We start from the raw sequence: 16,719 nt of genomic DNA, 5'->3' as shown, positions 1-16,719 counted from the left end.
CGTGCCCGCTCGACCACCTCGCTGACCTGCGCGGATGTGGCGAGCATGTGTCGACGGTAATGGTGTCCTCACCAGACTGTCACCACGCGGGCCCGTTCGCCGTCAGTGAGGACGTGGGCGGGTCCTGCCGGGGCCGCCCTGCTCTCCCCCGTGGCGGGGCGGCCCACCTCGACGGCGGGGGTGGGGGAGAAGTGGGTCACCGTGGAGGCTGGCACCGGAGCCGGTGCGGACGGCACTGCGCGTGCCCGAACTGCGCGGAGCGGCGGGAGATCCGGAGCCGGCGGCCGAAGCCCGCTCCGGCACCGCCCCCGCCGCCCCGACCGAGCAGGCCGGCTCCGTACATCCCCGGCCCGATCGGACCCTTCGTGCCGCCTCCGGTCGGACCGAGGGCGAACGACGCGACCGAGATCCTGTGGTACGGCGCGGCCGATCTGGCCGCCGCCGGGCGGGCGCGCCGGTTGAACGGGGGGCGCTGGTGAGGACCCTGCTCTCCGCCCGGCTCCCGCAGCCCGGCCCCGGTCCGCGCCCCGGACGCCCCCGCCACCGCGTCGAGGGCCGGCCGCCGCACACGCCGCTGCGACCGCACTGGGGTTGTCGCTCGTGCGGTCAGCCGTGGCCCTGCGCGACCGCGCGACTCCTGCTCAAGGCCGAGTACGAGGGCGAGCAGCACAGCCTGTCGATCTACCTGGCGGGCCTGATGTACGAGGCGATGCGCGACCTCTACCACCTCGACCCGCGCGGCGGTCCCAGCCCTCGGGCCATGTTCGACCGCTTCGTGGCCTGGGGCCCGTACCGCCGGCCGCTCGTGGAACCGGTGCCGTGAGGCCGTCCCGTCCGCGCTTGTCATATCGCGATGTATCGCGTTACTGTCCTGCCATCAGACGCGCCGACGACGCGGCGCGTCGCCGAGGGAGGACCGATGACCGACTGGACCGTGCACACCCCGCAGCGGATCACCCTGGACGGGCCGGTCGGCCGACTCGACGTCCACCTGCTCAGCGGTCGTCTCAACGTGGTGGCCACCGACGGGCCGCCCCGGGTCGACATCACCCGGGTCGGCCGCCGGCCGGTCCTGGTGCGGCACCGCGACGGCCGGCTCTCCGTACGCCAGCAGCGACGCTGGCGGCTCTCGGACCACGTCTTCTGGCTGGGCCCGCTGTCCCGGCTGCCCCGGGTCGACGTCTCCGTCGCGGTCCCGCCCGACGTGCTGGCCGACCTGGAACTGGTGGAGGGTCCGCTGGTCGCGTCGGGCCTGCGCGGCGAGACCCGGGTGGAGGTGACCTCCGGCCGGATCGCCCTGATGGGCCTTCGCGGCCGGACGTCGGCGAAGACCATGGCGGGCCCGGTCGAGGCGCTGGGGGTGGCCGGCGACCTGGACCTGGAGACCGTCTCGGGAGAGGTGATCCTCGCCGACAGCGCGGCCGGGCGGGTTCGCGCGCAGACCGTCTCCGGGGCCATCACGTGCGACCTGGACAACCCCCGGGGCAGCGACATCCGGCTCAGCACGATCTCCGGCAGCATCACCGTCCGGGTCCGCGCGGACAGCGACCTGGCCGTCCGCCTGCACACCACGTCGGGCCGGATCACCAGTGGCTTCCCCGAGGTGCGGGGCAGCGCCGTCCCGGGGTCCGTGGTGGACAGCGAGGGCGTGCTCGGCGCGGGTGAGGGTAGGCTCTCCGCGTCCGCCACATCGGGCAGCATCGCGCTGCTCGCCCGGCCGGTGGGCCACGACGAGGAGGAGCTGCCGTGACCGCCGTGTTCAGTCACGGGCGGCTCCGGCTCTACCTGCTCAAGCTCCTCGACGACGGCCCGAAGCACGGCTACGAGCTGATCCGCCTGTTGGAGGAGCGCTTCCTCGGCCTCTACGCGCCCAGCGCCGGCACCATCTATCCCCGGTTGCAGCGGCTGGAGGCCGACGGGCTGGTCACCCACACCGCCGTCGGTGGCCGCAAGGTCTACGAGATCACCGAGGCGGGCCGGGCCGAGCTGCGGCAGCGGGCCGGCGAGCTGACCGCCCTGGAGTCGGACATCGCCGCCTCGGTGGAGGACCTGTCAGCCCTGGCCGGAGAGATCCAGAACGAGGTCCGCGGCTCCGTCCGCGACCTGAAGCGCGAGCTGCGCGAGGCGGCCCGGCAGACCCGTCGTCCCCGCTGGGCGCCCCCCGGCTCCGGCCCGACCCCCGCTCCCGCCCCCGGCCCGTCGCCCGTACCCCCCGTCGGCCCGTCGCCGGCGCCCGGCCCCACACGCGCGCCCGGGTCGACGCCGCTGGACGAGTTCGACCAGCGACTGGCCACCTTCGCCGTCGAGGTGGGTGCCCTGGTCCGGGCCCGCCGGCTGAGCGACTCGCAGCTGCGTACGGCCATCCGGCTGCTCGACGGCGCGCTGGACGGGCTGCGCCGGCTGCTGCGCTGAGCGCGACGGTCGCCTCACAGGTTCTTTCCAGCGAGTGCCCAGCGCGGACGCAGCGAGAGCACGGATGATGGGCGGCATGGCCGCTACCCAGACCGAGGCGCGACTGCTCGTCGTCGAGGACGATCCCAACATCCTCGAACTGCTCTCCGCGAGCCTGCGCTTCGCGGGCTTCGACGTGGCCACCGCGACGAGCGGCAGCGCCGCCCTCAACGCCGCGAAGGACCACCGGCCCGACCTGGTGGTGCTCGACGTGATGCTGCCCGACCTGGACGGCTTCGAGGTCATCCGGATGCTGCGCGAGGGCGGCACCCGTACGCCGGTGGTCTTCCTCACCGCCCGCGACGCGACCGACGACAAGATCCGCGGGCTGACCCTGGGCGGGGACGACTACGTCACCAAGCCGTTCAGCCTGGAGGAGCTGACCGCCCGGATCCGGGCGGTGCTGCGGCGGACCAGCAGCGGCGAGCAGGCGCCCTCCCGGCTCACCTTCGCCGACCTGGAGCTGGACGAGGAGACCCACGAGGTGCACCGGGCCGGCCAGCGGGTGCAGCTCTCGCCGACCGAGTTCAAGCTGCTGCGCTACCTGATGCTGAACGCCAACCGGGTGCTGTCCAAGGCGCAGATCCTCGACCACGTGTGGAACTACGACTTCCGGGGCGACGACAACATCGTCGAGTCCTACATCTCCTACCTGCGTCGCAAGGTGGACAACACCCAGCCCCGGCTGATCCACACCCTGCGGGGCGTCGGCTACGTCCTGCGCAAGCCGGCGGCGTGAAACCGCTCCACCAGGGCAAGGCGTGGCTGCGCGGCGTACCGCTGCGGGTGAAGCTGGTCGCCTCGGTGCTCGCCCTGGTCGCCGCCGCGCTGCTGGTGATCAGCTCGCTGACCACCGTCTTCCTCCGTGGCTACCTCATCGAGCAGGTGGACGGGGAACTGCAGGGCACCACCCGCTCGGTCGACGCGGTGCTGAACCTCTACAAGGAGGGCAGGGCGGGCGGCACCGTGCTGCCCAGCGACTTCGTCGTGGCCCTGGCCGAGCCGCGCGGGGTGATGTCGCCCGTGTACGACACCCGCAACTTCCGGTCCGAGCAGCTGCCGCGACTTCCCGACACCATCGCGGGCTTCGCCGCGGAGACCGGCGAGCCGCACACGGTCACCTCCCAGGACCGCAGGTCCCGCTGGCGGATGCTCTACACCCAGCTGCCCGACGGTGAGGTCCTGGCCGTCGGGCAGCACCTCACCGACGTCGACCTGGCCGTCAAGCGGCTGGTCTGGATAGACCTGCTGGTCGGCGGCGCGGTGCTGATCCTGCTCGCCTCCATCGGCGCGGCGATCGTCCGGACCAGCCTGAAGCCGCTGGTGGAGATAGAGCGTACGGCCGCCGCCATCGCCGGGGGCGACCTCACCCGGCGGGTGCCCGACCCGGAGCAGGGCCAGCCCGTGCCGACCTCGGAGCTGGGTCGGCTCTCCCGGGCGCTGAACGCCATGCTGAACCAGATCGAGGTCGCCTTCACCGCCCGGGCGGCCTCGGAGCTGGCCGCCCGGTCCGCCGAGGCCACCGCCCGGGACGCGGCCGGCGCGGCGCGGGCCTCCGAGGCGCGTGCCCGGCGCTCCGAGGAGCGGATGCGGCAGTTCGTCGCGGACGCCTCGCACGAGCTGCGGACGCCGCTGACCACCATCCGGGGCTTCGCCGAGCTGTACCGGCAGGGCGCGGCGAGCGCGCCGGAGCAGACCGCCGACCTGCTGCGCCGCATCGAGCAGGAGGCGGCCCGGATGGGGCTGCTGGTGGAGGACCTGCTGCTGCTGGCCCGGCTGGACCGGGAGCGACCGCTGTCGCTCGCCCCGGTGGAGCTGCCCGTGCTGGCCAGCGAGGCGGTCGAGGCGGCCCGGGCGGTGGCGCCGGAGCGCCGGATCGAGCTGGAGGTCGCGCCCGGCTCCGGCCCGCTGGTGGTCTACGGCGACGACGCCCGGCTGCGCCAGGTGATGGGCAACCTGATGACCAACGCACTCACGCACACCCCGCCGGAGGCCTCGGTGACCCTGCGGCTGCGGGCCGAGCCCGGGAACCTGGCCGTGGTGGAGGTGGCGGACACCGGCCCCGGGCTCACCTCCGAGCAGGCGGAGCGGGTCTTCGAACGCTTCTACCGGGTGGACGCGGCGCGTACCCGGCGGGCCGGCGGCAACACCGGCACCGGGCTCGGCCTGGCCATCGTCGCGGCGCTGGTGCGCGCCCACCACGGCACGGTCGAGGTGGCCGAGACCCCCGGCGGGGGAGCGACCTTCCGGGTCCGACTCCCGCTCGTGCCGGACGCCGAGGGCGATGGCGAGTGACTTTCAGCCAACATTCAGGTGCGTTCCAGGCGGATCGCAGTGCCGCGCGTAAAGGTGGACGCATGACCGAGCACGAGTCCGACCCGCAGCGCCGGCCGGCCCACACCGACGCCGAGCCGTCGCTCCCCACCGCCGAGCTGCCGCGCGCCGAGCGCGCGCAGTCCGACTCCGCCCCCGCCGGTGACTCCGCCCCGACCGTCGGTTTCAGCACGGCCCCCGGCGGCGGCTCCGCCCCGACCTCCGGCGACTCCGCCCCGACCGTCGGCTTCGCCCCTGTGCCCGGTGGCGACTCCGCCCCGGCCGCCGGTGGCGCAGCCCCGGTGGGCGGCGAGGCGTCGCGTACCGCTGAATCGGGCCCGGCCGTCGACGGCCCGCCCGCCGGCGACGGTGGCCCGCGTGCCCCCGAGTCGGCCCGCGCCCCCGAGGGCGCCGGTCCGGTCGACCGACCCACCCCGCCCGGCCCCTTCGCGCCCGCCCCGGCCGTTCCGCAGTACCCGGTCGCCGGCCAGCCCCAGCAGTCCCATCCGCACGCCGCCGGTCAGCCCGGCTACCCGCACGCCGCGGGGCAGTCCGGCTACCCGCAGGCCGCGGGCCAGTCCGGCTACCCGCAGGCCGCCGGGCAGCCAGGTCACCCGCAGCCCGGCCACGCGCAGGCCGTCGGCCACCCCGGCGCGCCCTGGCACGGCCAGCAGTCCGGCTGGAGCGGCGGGGGCCAGCCGGGACAGCCGTACGGTCACCAGCCGCACCCCTCCGGCCAGCCGGTGCCGCCCTGGGCGGCCCCGCAGACGGCGGCCCCCCGGCCCGGTCGGATCGCCAAGTTCGCCGGCGCCGGGGTGGCGGTCTTCGCGCTGATGCTCGGCTCGGGCGTCGCCGGCGGGGCGCTCGCGCTCGCCGTCGACGGCGACTCGGGCATCACCCGCACCTACTCCGCCGCGCCGGTCATCAACGGCGCCGACCTGCCCCGGATCGCCGCCGCCGTGCAGCCCAGCGTCGTCTCGATCGCGACGGACAACGGCGAGGGCTCCGGCGTGATCCTCACCGCCGACGGCTTCGTGCTCACCAACAACCACGTGGTCTCCTCCGGCAGCGGCGACAGCGTCGTGGTGACCTTCGCCGACGGCAAGAACGCCCAGGCCCGGATCATCGGCACCGACCCGAAGACCGACCTGGCGGTGGTGAAGGCCAACGGCGTCAGCGGCCTGAAGGCGGCCACCTTCGGCGACAGCGACGCGATGCAGGTCGGCGACCAGGTGCTCGCCCTCGGCAGCCCGCTGGGCCTCCAGGGCTCGGTCACCGCCGGCATCCTCAGTGCCCGGGACCGCACCATCCAGGCGGGCAGCGGCGAGCAGCGGCAGGAGCCCAGCCAGGGGGCGACCTCGATCTCCGGCCTGCTCCAGACCGACGCGCCGATCAACCCGGGCAACTCCGGCGGCGCCCTGGTCAACACCCGGGGCGAGGTGATCGGCATCAACACCGCCATCGCCACCGCCGGGCAGGGCAGCAGCGGCAACATCGGCGTCGGCTTCGCGATCCCCAGCAACAAGGCCAAGGACGTGGCCGGCAAGCTCCAGCGGGGCGAGAAGGTCAGCCACCCGTCGCTCGGGGTCAGCGTGACGGCCGCCGAGGGCGGCGGCGCCCTGGTCGCCTCCGTCGCCCCGGGCAGCGCCGCCGAGAAGGCCGGATTGCAGCGCGGCGACGTGATCACCCGGTTCGGCGACAAGGCGGTCAACGACTCCGACGACCTGGTCGGCGCCGTGCAGGCCGGCAAGGTCGGCGACCGGGTCGAGGTGACCTACAAGCGCAACGGCACCGAGTCCAGGGCGACCGTGACGCTCGCCGAGACGTCGTAACCGGCAACCGAAGACATTCCTCCTCCCTCCGGGCGGCGGGTGGCGGGGCCAAGGGGGTTGGCTCCGTCACCCGTCGCTCCCTCCGACGGCGGTTCACCCGGTGCGGGTGAGCCGCCGTCACCCGTCGCGCCGGGATCGTCGGCAGTCAGGACCGGCGAGGCGTACGGAGGGGTGCGATGACCACGGCAGCGGCCGTTCGGACTGACGAGCGGATCCAGCGGGACGTGCTCGACGAACTGGCGTGGGACGCCCAGGTGCAGCCGAACGAGATCGGGGTGACCGTCCACGAGGGCGTGGTCACCCTGACCGGCTGGGTCGACGGGTACGCGCGGAAGTGGGCGGCGCAGCGCTGCGCGCAGCGCGTACGGGGGGTGCGGGCGGTCGCCGACGACGTCGAGGTGCGCCTGCCCGGCGAGCCGGGGCGTACGGACGCCGAGATCGCCCTCGCGGCGGGCCGGGCGCTGGAGTGGGACAGCTTCGTCCCCGCGGAGCGGCTGGACGTCACCGTGGCCAACGGCTGGGTGATGCTCCGTGGCGCGGTGGAGTTCGGCTGGCAGCGGCGCACCGCCGAGCGGGAGCTGCGCCGGCTGCGGGGCGTACGCGGGGTGACCAACCTCGTCGAGGTGCGGCCCGCCACCCGTCCCGACAGCGAACGCACCCGGCGCGACCTCCAGCGGGCGCTGAGGCGCGGCATCGGCACGGAGCGGGTGACCGTCGAGGTCGACGGGGACACGGTCGTGCTCACCGGGGTCGTGCGCTCCTGGTGGGAGCGGGACGAGGCGGAGCGGGTGGCCTGGTCCGCCGAGGGGGTGCGGGCGGTGCGGGAACGGCTCCTCGTGGGCGGGTGACCGCCCGGATCGTCCCGTTTAGTGGTGCCGCCCCCGGGAAACCGTCGTCGATCCCGCCCGCCCAGCGGGGGCCGGTCGCGGTGAGGCCGGTCCGGTGATGCCACAGCAGTGACCGAGGGGGAGGACTCCGTGGCCGTGAACCATCCGTCGCCCGACCGATCGGCAACGCGGCCGTTGCGGATCGCGATGGTGGTGCCGCCATGGTTGTCGGTGCCGCCGCCCGGCTACGGCGGGCTGGAGCAGGTGGTGACCGGCCTGGTGGAGACGCTGGTCGGCCGGGGCCACGCGGTCACCGTGTTCGGGGCAGGCCGGGAGCACGGCACGGCGGCGGCGTTCGTCTCCACGGTGCCCGAACTCCAGTTCGACCGGCTCGGCGAGGCGCTGCCCGAGCTGGCCCACCTGGCCCGGGTCAACCACCGGGTCCACGCGGGCGACTTCGACGTCGTCCACGACCACACCACCATCGGCCCGCTGATCGCCGGCCACCGGGCCGTGCCCACCGTGGCCACCGTGCACGGCAACCCCGTGGGCGAGTACGGCGACGTGCTCAGCGAGACCGACCGGGGGGTCGGGCTGGTGGCCATCTCGCACGCCCAGCGCCGACTCAATCCGCCGCTGCACTGGGTCGGCACGGTGCACAACGCGATGGACGTCCGGGGGGTCCCGCACAAGACCGCCCCCGGGCGGGGCGCGGTGCTCTGGCTGGCCCGGTTCAGCCCCGACAAGGGTCCGGACGTCGCCATCCGGGCCTGCCGGGCCGCCGGCCTGCCGCTGGTGCTGGCCGGCAAGTGCAACGAGCCGGCCGAGCACCGCTACTACGACCAGGTGATCCGGCCCCTGCTCGGCGAGGACGTCCGGGTGGTGCTCGACGCCGACCGGGCCGAGGCGCTGCGGCTGCTGGTAGAGGCCCGGTGCCTGATCATGCCGATCCAGTGGGACGAACCGTTCGGCATGGTGATGGTGGAGGCGATGGCGACCGGGACGCCGGTGGTGGCGCTGGACCGGGGTGCGGTGCCGGAACTGGTCCGGCCGGGACGGACCGGCCTGATCTGCGAGCACGTGGACGAGCTGCCCGGCGCGTTGCGTGCGGCGACGGGCCTCGACCCGGCGGCCTGCGTCGCGCACGTGGCGGAGAACTTCTCCACCGAGCGGATGGCCACCGGCTACGAGGAGGTGTACCGCCGCTTCATCGCGGAGGCGGCCCTGCCCGGGGCGGCCCGGGAGCCGGTCCGGGCCCCGGCCCGCTGACCGCCGCCGGTCAGACCCGCGCCGCCCCGAGCGCGGTGATCGCGCTGTCCAGCCGGCGGGCGTACGCGTCGGTGAGGGCGCCCTCGCCGCGGCGGATCGCGACCTTCTCGCGGAGCCGGGCGATCCGCTCGCCCAGGTCGCCCGACCGGGCGCGGGCCGCGTCGGTCAGGTTACGCAGCTCGTTGCGGAAGTCGAGGCCGACGTCGGGTCGGATCCCCCCGTCGTCGAGACCGGCGCCGATCAGCCCGTCGATGCGGTTGGCCGCCTCGATGAGGTCGCCGCGCTCCGGGGGCGTCGGGGTCGGCCGGGGCGCCACCGGCGGCGCGGACGTCGGGGTCGGGGAGGCCGCCGGGGGCGGTGCGGCGTCGGCCGTCGGCGTGGGGGAGGGCGGCGGGCCGGACGGGCCCGTGGTGGGCAGCGACCGGGGCGGGCTCGACTCCTCCTGACGGATCGCGGGCACCGCCAGGGCCACCCCCACGAGCAGTACGACCGGCACGATCAGCACCGGGCGCGGCAGGCGGCGTCGACGGCGCTCCCGGGCGTGGCGGGCGCCGCGCGGCTCGGGCCCGCCGCCCGGCTCCGCCCCGGCCGGCCCTGCCGCTCCGCGCGCCTCTCCGGCGGCCGGTTCCCCCGTGCCGCCCGGTCCTGCCGTGCCGCCCGGTCCTGCCGTGCCGCCCGGTCCTGCCGTGCCTGGCGCCGGCTCGCCTGCCGGCACCGCGCCGTCCCCCGACGCCGTCCCGCCCGCCAGGGTGGGCAGGGTCGGGAGGGTGACCGTCGGCGCGAGCATGGTGGCGGCCTGCGGGTCGGCGGGGAGCAACTGGTCGCGCAGGAGGGTGGCGACCTGGCGGGCGGTGGGCCGCGCCAGCGGGTCCCGCTCCAGGCAGCGCAGGCAGGTGCGGGCCACCTCCGGCGGCAGGCCCGGCATGTCGGCCAGCGGGGGCGGGCCCTCCCCGGAGAGCGCCTCGCTGAGCTGCTCCCAGGTGTCCGCCGGGTACGGCACCCGGCCGGTCAGCGCCTCGTAGAGCAGCACGCCGAGGGAGTACACGTCGGTGGCCGGCTGCGCGGGCGCCCCGTCGAGCCGCTCCGGCGCCACGTACGCGGGCGTGCCGAAGGTGCCCCCGTCCTCGTCGTCGTCCGGCGCGCCGATCCGGGTGGCGATGCCGAAGTCGAGCACCTTGACCCCGGCCCGGGTCATCATCACGTTGGCCGGGGTGATGTCCCGGTGCACGATGCCGAGCCGGTGCGCGGCGGCGAGCGCGTCCGCCACCTGGGCGCCGACCTCGACCGCCTCGGCCCACGGCAGCGGCCCCTCGGTGAGCCGGACCTCCAGCTCCTCGCCGGCCAGCAGCTCCATCACCACGAACGAGGTGATCGACCCGTCGGGCGCGACGGTCTCGCCGTAGTCGTGCACCGAGGTGACGTGCGGGTGGACGAGCTGGGCGGCGGCGCGGGCCTCCTCGCGCACCATGTCGCGGAAGCGGGCGTCGGCGGCGAGCGACGGGGCGAGCACCTTCAGCGCCACGACCCGGTCGAGCACCTCGTCGCGGGCCCGCCAGATCACCGACATGCCGCCGGCGCCGATCTGGTCGACGAGCCGGTACCGGCGGGCCAGCAACCGGCCGGGGTGCAGTGCTGGCTTCACGTAACGCACCTGCCTCGCTGTGGGAGCGCTATCAGGTTGCGCGAATGTGTCGGGCCTGTCAACGGTCGGCTACCTACCGGGACCGGAGCGCGTCGGCCGGACCCGTGCCTGCCCGCCCCCGGGCCGGCACCGGACGGCCACTTTCCCGCCCGTGCCAGGATGAACCCATGTCGCGGGGACCGGTGGCGTTCGTGCTCGGAGGCGGGGGAGTCCTCGGCGCGGTCGAGGTGGGCATGCTGCGGGCGCTGTTCCGGGCCGGCATCCAACCCGACGTGGTGCTGGGCACCTCGATCGGGGCGGTCAACGGCGCGCTGGTCGCCGCCGAACCGTCCGAGGCGGTCACCGACCGGCTGGTCCGGCTCTGGGCCTCGCCCGAGGCGAGCGAGGTGTACGGCGACTCGGTGGCCCGCCAACTGCGCCGCTTCGCCGCCCGTACCCACCTGCACTCGCCCCGCCCGCTGCGCAAGCTGCTGGAGGCCGAGCTGGGTGCGGAGACCACCTTCGCCGACCTCCAGGTGCCCTTCCGCTGCTGCGCGGCCAACATCGAGCGGGCCGCCGAGCACTGGTTCGACAGCGGGCCGGTGGTGCCGGCCGTGCTCGCCTCCGCCTCTGTGCCGGGACTCCTGCCGCCGGCCCGCATCGACGACCAGCACTACATCGACGGCGGGATCGTGAACTCCATCCCGATCGGCGAGGCGGTCGCCGTGGGCGCCACGCGGATCTTCGTACTCCAGGTGGGCCGGATCGAGCGGGCGCTGACCCCGCCCCGGCGGCCCTGGGAGATCGCCCAGGTCGCGTTCGAGATCGCCCGGCGGCACCGGTTCGCCCGGGAGATGGCGGCCCTGCCCGACGGGGTGGAGGTGCACGTGCTGCCCACCGGCGGGCTGGAGCCGCGCGACGACACGCCGTGGGCGTACCGGGACATGGCGGCGGTGGGGCGGCGGATCAGCCGCGCCTACACGGCCTCCCGGCGCTACCTGGCGACGCAGTTGGAGCACTGATGCCCCTGCCGCCGCAGTGGGCACGCCGGCTGCTCCTGGCCCCCGGCGTGGTGCTGCTCGCCTTCCTGGTGGTGACGACCCTGCCGGTCTGGGCGCTGCTCGCGGCGGCCGCCTCGCCGCTGGTCCCGGGCCGGCTGCGGCCGCTGCGCCTGCTCTGGCTCGGCTGCGTCTACCTGGTCTGGGACGCGACGGCGCTGCTCGCGCTCTTCGTGCTCTGGGTCGCCTCCGGCTTCGGCTGGCGGGTCCGCTCGCCCGGCTTCCAGCGGGCGCACTACGTGCTCGCCGGCTGGTTCCTGCGGGCACTCTTCTGGCACGCCCGCTGGGCGCTGCACCTGAGCATCGACGTGGTGGGCACCGACCCCGACACCGCCCTGCCCGGCCGGCCCGAGCTGGTGCTCTGCCGGCACGCCGGCCCGGGCGACTCGTTCATCCTGATCCACGCCCTGGTCAACTGGTTCAAGCGGGAGCCCCGGATCGTGCTGAAGGACAGCCTCCAGTGGGACCCGGCGGTCGACGTGTTGCTCAACCGGCTGCCGAACCGCTTCCTCGCGCCGGGCCCGGAGGGCCGGGGCTCGGTGACCGAGCAGATCGGGCACCTGGCCCACGGCCTGGACGACGACGACGCGTTCGTGATCTTCCCGGAGGGCGGCAACTTCACCCCCGGCCGCCGGCTGCGGGCCATCGAGAAGCTGCGCGGCCTCGGCCTCGAACGGATGGCGCGGCGCGCGGAGCGGATGCGGCACGTGCTCGCCCCGCAGCCGGGCGGGCTGCTCGCGGCGCTGGACGCCGCGCCCGACGCCGGGGTGATCTTCGTGGCGCACACCGGCCTGGACCGGATGCTCAGCGTCGGCGACGTGTGGCGGGAACTGCCGATGGACAAGCGGATCATCATGCGCTTCTGGTCGGTGCCGCCGGAGGAGGTGCCGACCGGTCGGCAGGAGCGGATCGACTGGCTCTTCGACTGGTGGGCCCGGATCGACGAGTGGATCGCGGCCAATCGGGACGGTGCCGCGTAGGGTGCGCTGGTGGACCAGATCTGCGTGGTGACGACGGTGGTGGACGCCCGCTCGGTTGCTGACGTGCTGGCGGCGGCGGCCGTCGCCGGTCGGCTCGCGGCCTGCGCGCAGGTGGGCGGCCAGGTGGACAGCACCTACTGGTGGCGTTCCGGGGTGGAGACCAGCACCGAATGGTCGGTGCAGTTCAAGACGGCGCCGGACCGGGCCGCCGCGCTGGTGGAGCAGATCCGGGCCAGCCACCCGTACGAGGTGCCGGAGATCCTGGTGACCCAGGTGGACAGCGGCGACCCCGCCTACGCCGCCTGGGTGTACGAGCACTCCCGGCCCTGAGTACCCGCACTCTGGTCAGGTGATCACCCGGCCACCATGATGGCCGGGTGCAGAACACCGGCTATCCCTGTCCCGCCTGCGGCGCGCCGGCCGACCTCGGCTCCGGCTGCTCCGGTTGCGGCCGGCCACCGTACCCGGCCGCCGCCGAGGTGGTCCGGCTCGACCGGGAGATCGTCGCGCTCGGTGGTGAGGTCGAGCGGGCCCGCGCGGCTTACCAGGGGCTCGCCGACCGGCTGGGCGCGGCCCGGCGACGTCGGGCGGCGCTGGCCGCCGCCGTACGGGCGGAGTTTCCCGTGCCGCGCCCGGCGGCTCCCGCGACTCCGGCGCCGGTGCGCCCCGCGGCTGCCGCGACCCCGGTGCCGGCCCGCCCGGGCGTGACCCCGCCGCCGGCCGTGACGCCGGTGCCGGCGTGGCCGGGCCGGGGGCCGGTCGCTCCGGTCCCCGCGCCGTCGGGTGCGGGCGTCGGCGGGGCGGAGACCTCCACCCGTACGGTGCAGGGCCTGCTCTTCGTCCTCGGTGGGCTGCTGCTGGGCACCGCCGCGGTGGTCTTCACGGCGGTCGCCTGGGCGGCGGTGGGGGTCGCCGGTCGGGCCCTGATCCTGTTCGCGTTCACCGCGCTCGCCCTGGCCGCGCCGCTGGTGGCGGTGCGGCGCGGGCTGCGCGGCACCGCGGAGACCTTCGCCGCCGTCGGGCTGCTGCTGGTGCTCCTCGACGGGTACGCCGCCTGGTCGGTGGGCCTGGCCGGGGTGGGGGACTGGCCCGCCACCCGCTACGCCGCGCTGGTCGGGGGGGCCGGCGCGGCGGTCGCCGCCGGGTACGGCCGGCTCAGCAGACTGACCGTGCCGTGGTTCGCGGCCCTGGTGACCGCGCAGCCGGTGCTGCCCCTGCTCGTCGCGGACGCCCGGCCGGACGCCGCCGGCTGGGCGATGGCCTTCCTGGGGGTGGCGCTGCTCGACCTGGCGGTGCTGGTCGCGCTGCGCCGCCGGGGCGCCCCGGCGACCGTTGCCGAGGCCGTCGGGGTTCCGGCGACCGGCGGCCCGACCGTCGGAGGGCCGGTCGTCGGCGGCCCGACCGTCGGGGGTCCGGTCGCTGGTGTCGTGGCCCCGGCCGGTGCGGCGCCCGGGACGTCCGGCGCGCGTCCGGCGGTCCTCGCCGGGCGCGTCCTCGCCTGGGTGGGGCACGCGGGTGCGCTCTTCGTGGCCACGTTCTGCGCGCTCGTACCGCTGGTCCTCGGCCAGGCCGCCGGGGTTCCGCTGCTGGCCGGGGCGCCGCTGCTGCTGGTGGCGCTGACGCTGCTCGGCACCGCGCTGCTCACCGGCGGGACGGTGTTCCGCGCCGTGGCCGCCGCGCTGCTGGTGCCGGTGCTGGCCGGCGCGGTGATCCGCCCGATCGTGGAGCTGGACCTGTCGCTGCTGCTCACGGCGCTGGTCGTGGTGGCGCTGGCCGGCGCGGTACGGCTGCTGCCCGCCGAGTGGCGGACCGGTCCCCGGGCCGGCGCGCTGCTGGTGGCGGGCGGGACGGCGCAGTTCGCCGTGCTGCTGGCCGTCGCGTTCGCCGGCGCCACCGCCGGCCGGTCGCTGCCGCCGTGGCAGGGGGCCGCCGCCGGGCCCGGCGGCGACCAGGGGTGGCAGCTGCCGGTGGTGATCGCGCTGACCGTGGCGGCCCTCGGGCTGTTGCTGCCGAGGACCACCCGGCCGGCGCTGGCCGCGATCGGTGCGGCGGCCGTCGTGCTGGCGGTGCCGGCCGCCTGGCCGTCGCCCTGGCCCGCGGTGGTGGCGCTGGACCTGGTGGCGGCGGTCGGCCTGCTGGCCGCCGCGGTGGGGCGTCCGGGCGTCCGGTCCTGGACGGTCCTGGCCGCGGCGGTGGCCGGGACCGTCCTGCTCGGGCACGGCCTGGTCGTCGGGTTCGCCGCGCCGGCGGGCGCCGGTGCGGCGCTCGCGGTGGCGCTGGTCGCCGGGACCGCCGTGGCGCTGGCCGGCCGGCGCGGCACGGCCGCGCAGCGCGGGGTGGCCGGCGCGGCGCTGGCCGTCGTGCCGCTCGCGGTGCCGGCCGGCGCGGTCGTCGCCCTCCTCGCCGCCGGTGCGCCGGCCTGGTGGCAGGCGCGGGCGGCGCTCGCCGCCGTCGTGCTGCTGCCCGTCGGGCTGCTCGCGGTCCGCCGGCACTGGCCCGACCTGCGGGCGTACGCCTCCGTCGGGGTCGCCGTGGCGGTCACGGCGGTCGGGTTGGCGCCGGTGGTCGTACCGGCTGACGAACCGGTGACGCTCTACGCCGCCGTGGCGGTCCTGCTGGTGACGCTGGGCGGTGCGGCGCGCGCCGACGTCGTCCTGCGGGTGGCCGGCATCGGGCTGCTCGTGGTGTCGGTGGCCACCGCCGTGCCGGTGGCGCTGGCGGCGCTCGTCGCCCCGTACGGCGGGGTGTCACCCTGGTCCGGGGCGCCGACGGTCCGGGCCGATCCGGGGGCGCTTCCGGTGGGCCTGGCGTTGGCCGCACTGGCGGTGGCCGGGGTGCTGGCCGGCCGGCAGGACCGGGGTGCCGCGCGGACCGGCAGCACCGGCGCGGAGGCCGTCCCGTCGGCGGACGCCGGCTGGTGGCGGGCCGCGCTGGTCGCGGTGCCGTTCGCCGCGACCGCGCTGCCCGTGCTGCTGGTGGCCGCAGGCGTGCCGTGGCCGGTGCTGCCGGTCGGCACGCTGCTCGGCGGGGTGGCGCTGGTGCTGCTCGCCGCGCTGGCCGCACCGCGCCCGCTGCTCGCCCCGGTCGGGTTGCCGGTGGGCCTGGTGCTGGTGGCGTCCGGGCTGCTCGGGCTGCTGGCCACCCGGACGGGCACGGTCGTCGGCCTCGGCGTGCTCGTGGTCGCGGCGACGGTGGTCGGGGTGGCGGCCCGCCGGGACGACGCCCGCCTCGGCGGCGCCCTGGTCGCGGTGGCCGCCGCTACCGGCCTCGCCGTCGTCGCGCCGCTGGCCGGCGGGCTGCCGGTGCGGACGGCCGCGTTCAGCGTGCTCGCCGTCGCGGTGCTCACCCTGGCCGCCGCGGCGACGCTCGGCGGCCCCCGGACGCCCGCCGGGTCGCCTCCGGTCGGCCCGCCGATCCCTGGGTCGCCTCCGGTCGGCCCGCCGGCCCCCGGGTCGCCTCCGGTCGGCCCGTCGACCCCCGGGTCGCCTCCGGTCGGTCCGCCGGCCCCCGGGTCCGCTGGGGCGGCGGTGCGCGGTCCGGTCGCGGCGGCGGCCGGTCCGGTTCGCCGGGGACGGACCGCGGCGGCGGCGTTGGACGCGGCGGCCCAGGCGGTGGCGCTGGTCGCGTTGCTGCTCGCGGTGGGCTCGCTCCGCCACGCCGCGGCGGTCTGCGTACTCTGGGGCGCCGCCGTCGCGCTGCGGGTGCTGCGCCGGGGCGAGCCGGCGGGCCGGCGGTGGGCCTTCGCGGGCATCGCCGGCGGCAGTGAGCTGCTCGGCGGCTGGCTCTTGCTGGCCGCCGGGGACGTGGCGGTGCTGGAGGCGTACACGGTGCCGGCGGCGGCGCTGGCTCTCGTGGCGGGCGTGGTGGCGCTGCGTACCCGGCCCGGGCTGAACAGCTGGCTGGCGCTGGGCCCGGGGCTCGCGGCCGGGTTGCTGCCGAGCCTGGTGTCGGTACTGGTGGCTCCGGACCCCCAGCCGTGGCGGCGACTGCTGCTGGGCGTCGCCGCGCTCGGCGCGGTGCTCGCCGGTGCGACCCGCCGTTGGCAGGCGCCGGTGCTGCTGGGCGGGGTGACCCTGGCGCTGCTCGCGCTGCACGAGCTGGTCCGTGGCTGGGACCTGCTGCCCCGGTGGATCTTCCTGGCCGTCGGCGGCTTCGCGCTGATCGGGCTCGCCACGACCTACGAGCGACGCCGCCGGGACCTGGCCCGCCTGCGGGCCGCCGTCGGTCGGATGGGCTGACCGGCCCCGGTCACGGGCGTCGGGGGTAGGGCTCGCCCTACCTCCCACTCGGGGGCGGGCAGGGTTACTCAGCGCAACCGTTTGCCGGAGACTGGAGGGCAGGGACGCGCCGACCGGCGCGCTCCGGGAT

13 protein-coding genes are annotated in these 16,719 nt (G+C 76.5%); 12 read left to right on the top strand and 1 reads right to left on the bottom strand.

Annotated features, from left to right (window positions below):
- The first annotated feature begins 484 nt into the window (after positions 1-484).
- The 8 genes from AB0883_RS04460 (at position 485) to AB0883_RS04425 (ending at position 8,692) form a co-directional block, all read left to right on the top strand.
- The gene (locus AB0883_RS04460; protein ID WP_366640283.1) at positions 485-823 is read left to right on the top strand and encodes a hypothetical protein; all 339 of its coding nucleotides are present in this window, start codon (positions 485-487) and stop codon (positions 821-823) included.
- 96 nt (positions 824-919) lie between these two features.
- On the top strand, positions 920-1,750 hold the full coding sequence (locus tag AB0883_RS04455; protein WP_366639386.1) for a DUF4097 family beta strand repeat-containing protein: 831 nt from the start codon (positions 920-922) through the stop codon (positions 1,748-1,750).
- Entirely contained in the window at positions 1,747-2,412 is a 666-nt protein-coding gene (locus AB0883_RS04450) for a PadR family transcriptional regulator (protein ID WP_366639384.1), read from the top strand. The genes AB0883_RS04455 and AB0883_RS04450 overlap by 4 nt, the downstream gene beginning before the upstream one ends.
- Positions 2,413-2,488: 76 nt before the next feature.
- Positions 2,489-3,190: a response regulator transcription factor gene (locus tag AB0883_RS04445; protein WP_089003225.1), complete on the top strand. Its 702-nt coding sequence runs from the start codon at positions 2,489-2,491 to the stop codon at positions 3,188-3,190.
- Entirely contained in the window at positions 3,187-4,746 is a 1,560-nt protein-coding gene (locus tag AB0883_RS04440; RefSeq protein ID WP_366639382.1) for a HAMP domain-containing sensor histidine kinase, read from the top strand. Before AB0883_RS04445 ends, AB0883_RS04440 begins: the two co-directional genes overlap by 4 nt.
- 62 nt (positions 4,747-4,808) lie before the next feature.
- Positions 4,809-6,596, top strand: a complete 1,788-nt coding sequence (locus AB0883_RS04435) for a trypsin-like peptidase domain-containing protein (RefSeq protein WP_366639380.1) — start codon at positions 4,809-4,811, stop codon at positions 6,594-6,596.
- 176 nt (positions 6,597-6,772) lie between these two features.
- Positions 6,773-7,444, top strand: coding sequence for a BON domain-containing protein (locus tag AB0883_RS04430; protein WP_366639378.1), 672 nt, complete (start codon positions 6,773-6,775; stop codon positions 7,442-7,444).
- Between the two features lie 186 nt (positions 7,445-7,630).
- Positions 7,631-8,692: a glycosyltransferase family 4 protein gene (locus tag AB0883_RS04425; RefSeq protein ID WP_366639376.1), complete on the top strand. Its 1,062-nt coding sequence runs from the start codon at positions 7,631-7,633 to the stop codon at positions 8,690-8,692.
- A gap of 10 nt (positions 8,693-8,702) precedes the next feature.
- Here the strand turns inward: AB0883_RS04425 and AB0883_RS04420 are convergent, their stop codons facing one another.
- Positions 8,703-10,334 carry a serine/threonine-protein kinase gene (locus AB0883_RS04420; RefSeq protein ID WP_366639371.1) on the bottom strand — a complete coding sequence of 544 codons (1,632 nt, stop codon included), beginning with the start codon at positions 10,332-10,334 and terminating at the stop codon, positions 8,703-8,705.
- A 167-nt stretch (positions 10,335-10,501) separates the two neighbouring features.
- Here AB0883_RS04420 and AB0883_RS04415 point away from each other — a divergent pair, with 167 nt between their 5' ends.
- From AB0883_RS04415 to AB0883_RS04400, 4 genes are read left to right on the top strand one after another with little or no spacing between them, the layout of a single operon-like run.
- Entirely contained in the window at positions 10,502-11,335 is an 834-nt protein-coding gene (locus tag AB0883_RS04415) for a patatin-like phospholipase family protein (RefSeq protein WP_366639370.1), read from the top strand.
- Positions 11,335-12,351: a 1-acyl-sn-glycerol-3-phosphate acyltransferase gene (locus AB0883_RS04410; protein WP_366639368.1), complete on the top strand. Its 1,017-nt coding sequence runs from the start codon at positions 11,335-11,337 to the stop codon at positions 12,349-12,351. The genes AB0883_RS04415 and AB0883_RS04410 overlap by 1 nt, the downstream gene beginning before the upstream one ends.
- Before the next feature lie 9 nt (positions 12,352-12,360).
- Entirely contained in the window at positions 12,361-12,681 is a 321-nt protein-coding gene (gene cutA, locus AB0883_RS04405) for a divalent-cation tolerance protein CutA (protein WP_366639366.1), read from the top strand.
- Between the two features lie 47 nt (positions 12,682-12,728).
- Complete coding sequence (locus AB0883_RS04400; protein WP_366639365.1) at positions 12,729-16,589, top strand: hypothetical protein; 3,861 nt, start codon at positions 12,729-12,731, stop codon at positions 16,587-16,589.
- Positions 16,590-16,719: the final 130 nt, after the last annotated feature.

This window comes from Micromonospora sp. NPDC047812, from assembly GCF_040704175.1.
In the GTDB taxonomy this organism is placed as follows: Bacteria; Actinomycetota; Actinomycetes; order Mycobacteriales; family Micromonosporaceae; genus Micromonospora.
Note: the sequence above shows the minus strand (reverse complement) of the source record. Positions and strands in the feature narration are given on the sequence as shown.

Coding starts and splice junctions, on each gene's coding strand:
- AB0883_RS04455 (WP_366639386.1), top strand. CDS start 920: ATGACCGACTGGACCGTGCACACCCCGCAGCGGATCACCCTGGACGGG.
- AB0883_RS04430 (WP_366639378.1), top strand. CDS start 6,773: ATGACCACGGCAGCGGCCGTTCGGACTGACGAGCGGATCCAGCGGGAC.
- AB0883_RS04415 (WP_366639370.1), top strand. CDS start 10,502: ATGTCGCGGGGACCGGTGGCGTTCGTGCTCGGAGGCGGGGGAGTCCTC.
- AB0883_RS04445 (WP_089003225.1), top strand. CDS start 2,489: ATGGCCGCTACCCAGACCGAGGCGCGACTGCTCGTCGTCGAGGACGAT.
- AB0883_RS04410 (WP_366639368.1), top strand. CDS start 11,335: ATGCCCCTGCCGCCGCAGTGGGCACGCCGGCTGCTCCTGGCCCCCGGC.
- AB0883_RS04425 (WP_366639376.1), top strand. CDS start 7,631: ATGGTGGTGCCGCCATGGTTGTCGGTGCCGCCGCCCGGCTACGGCGGG.
- AB0883_RS04435 (WP_366639380.1), top strand. CDS start 4,809: ATGACCGAGCACGAGTCCGACCCGCAGCGCCGGCCGGCCCACACCGAC.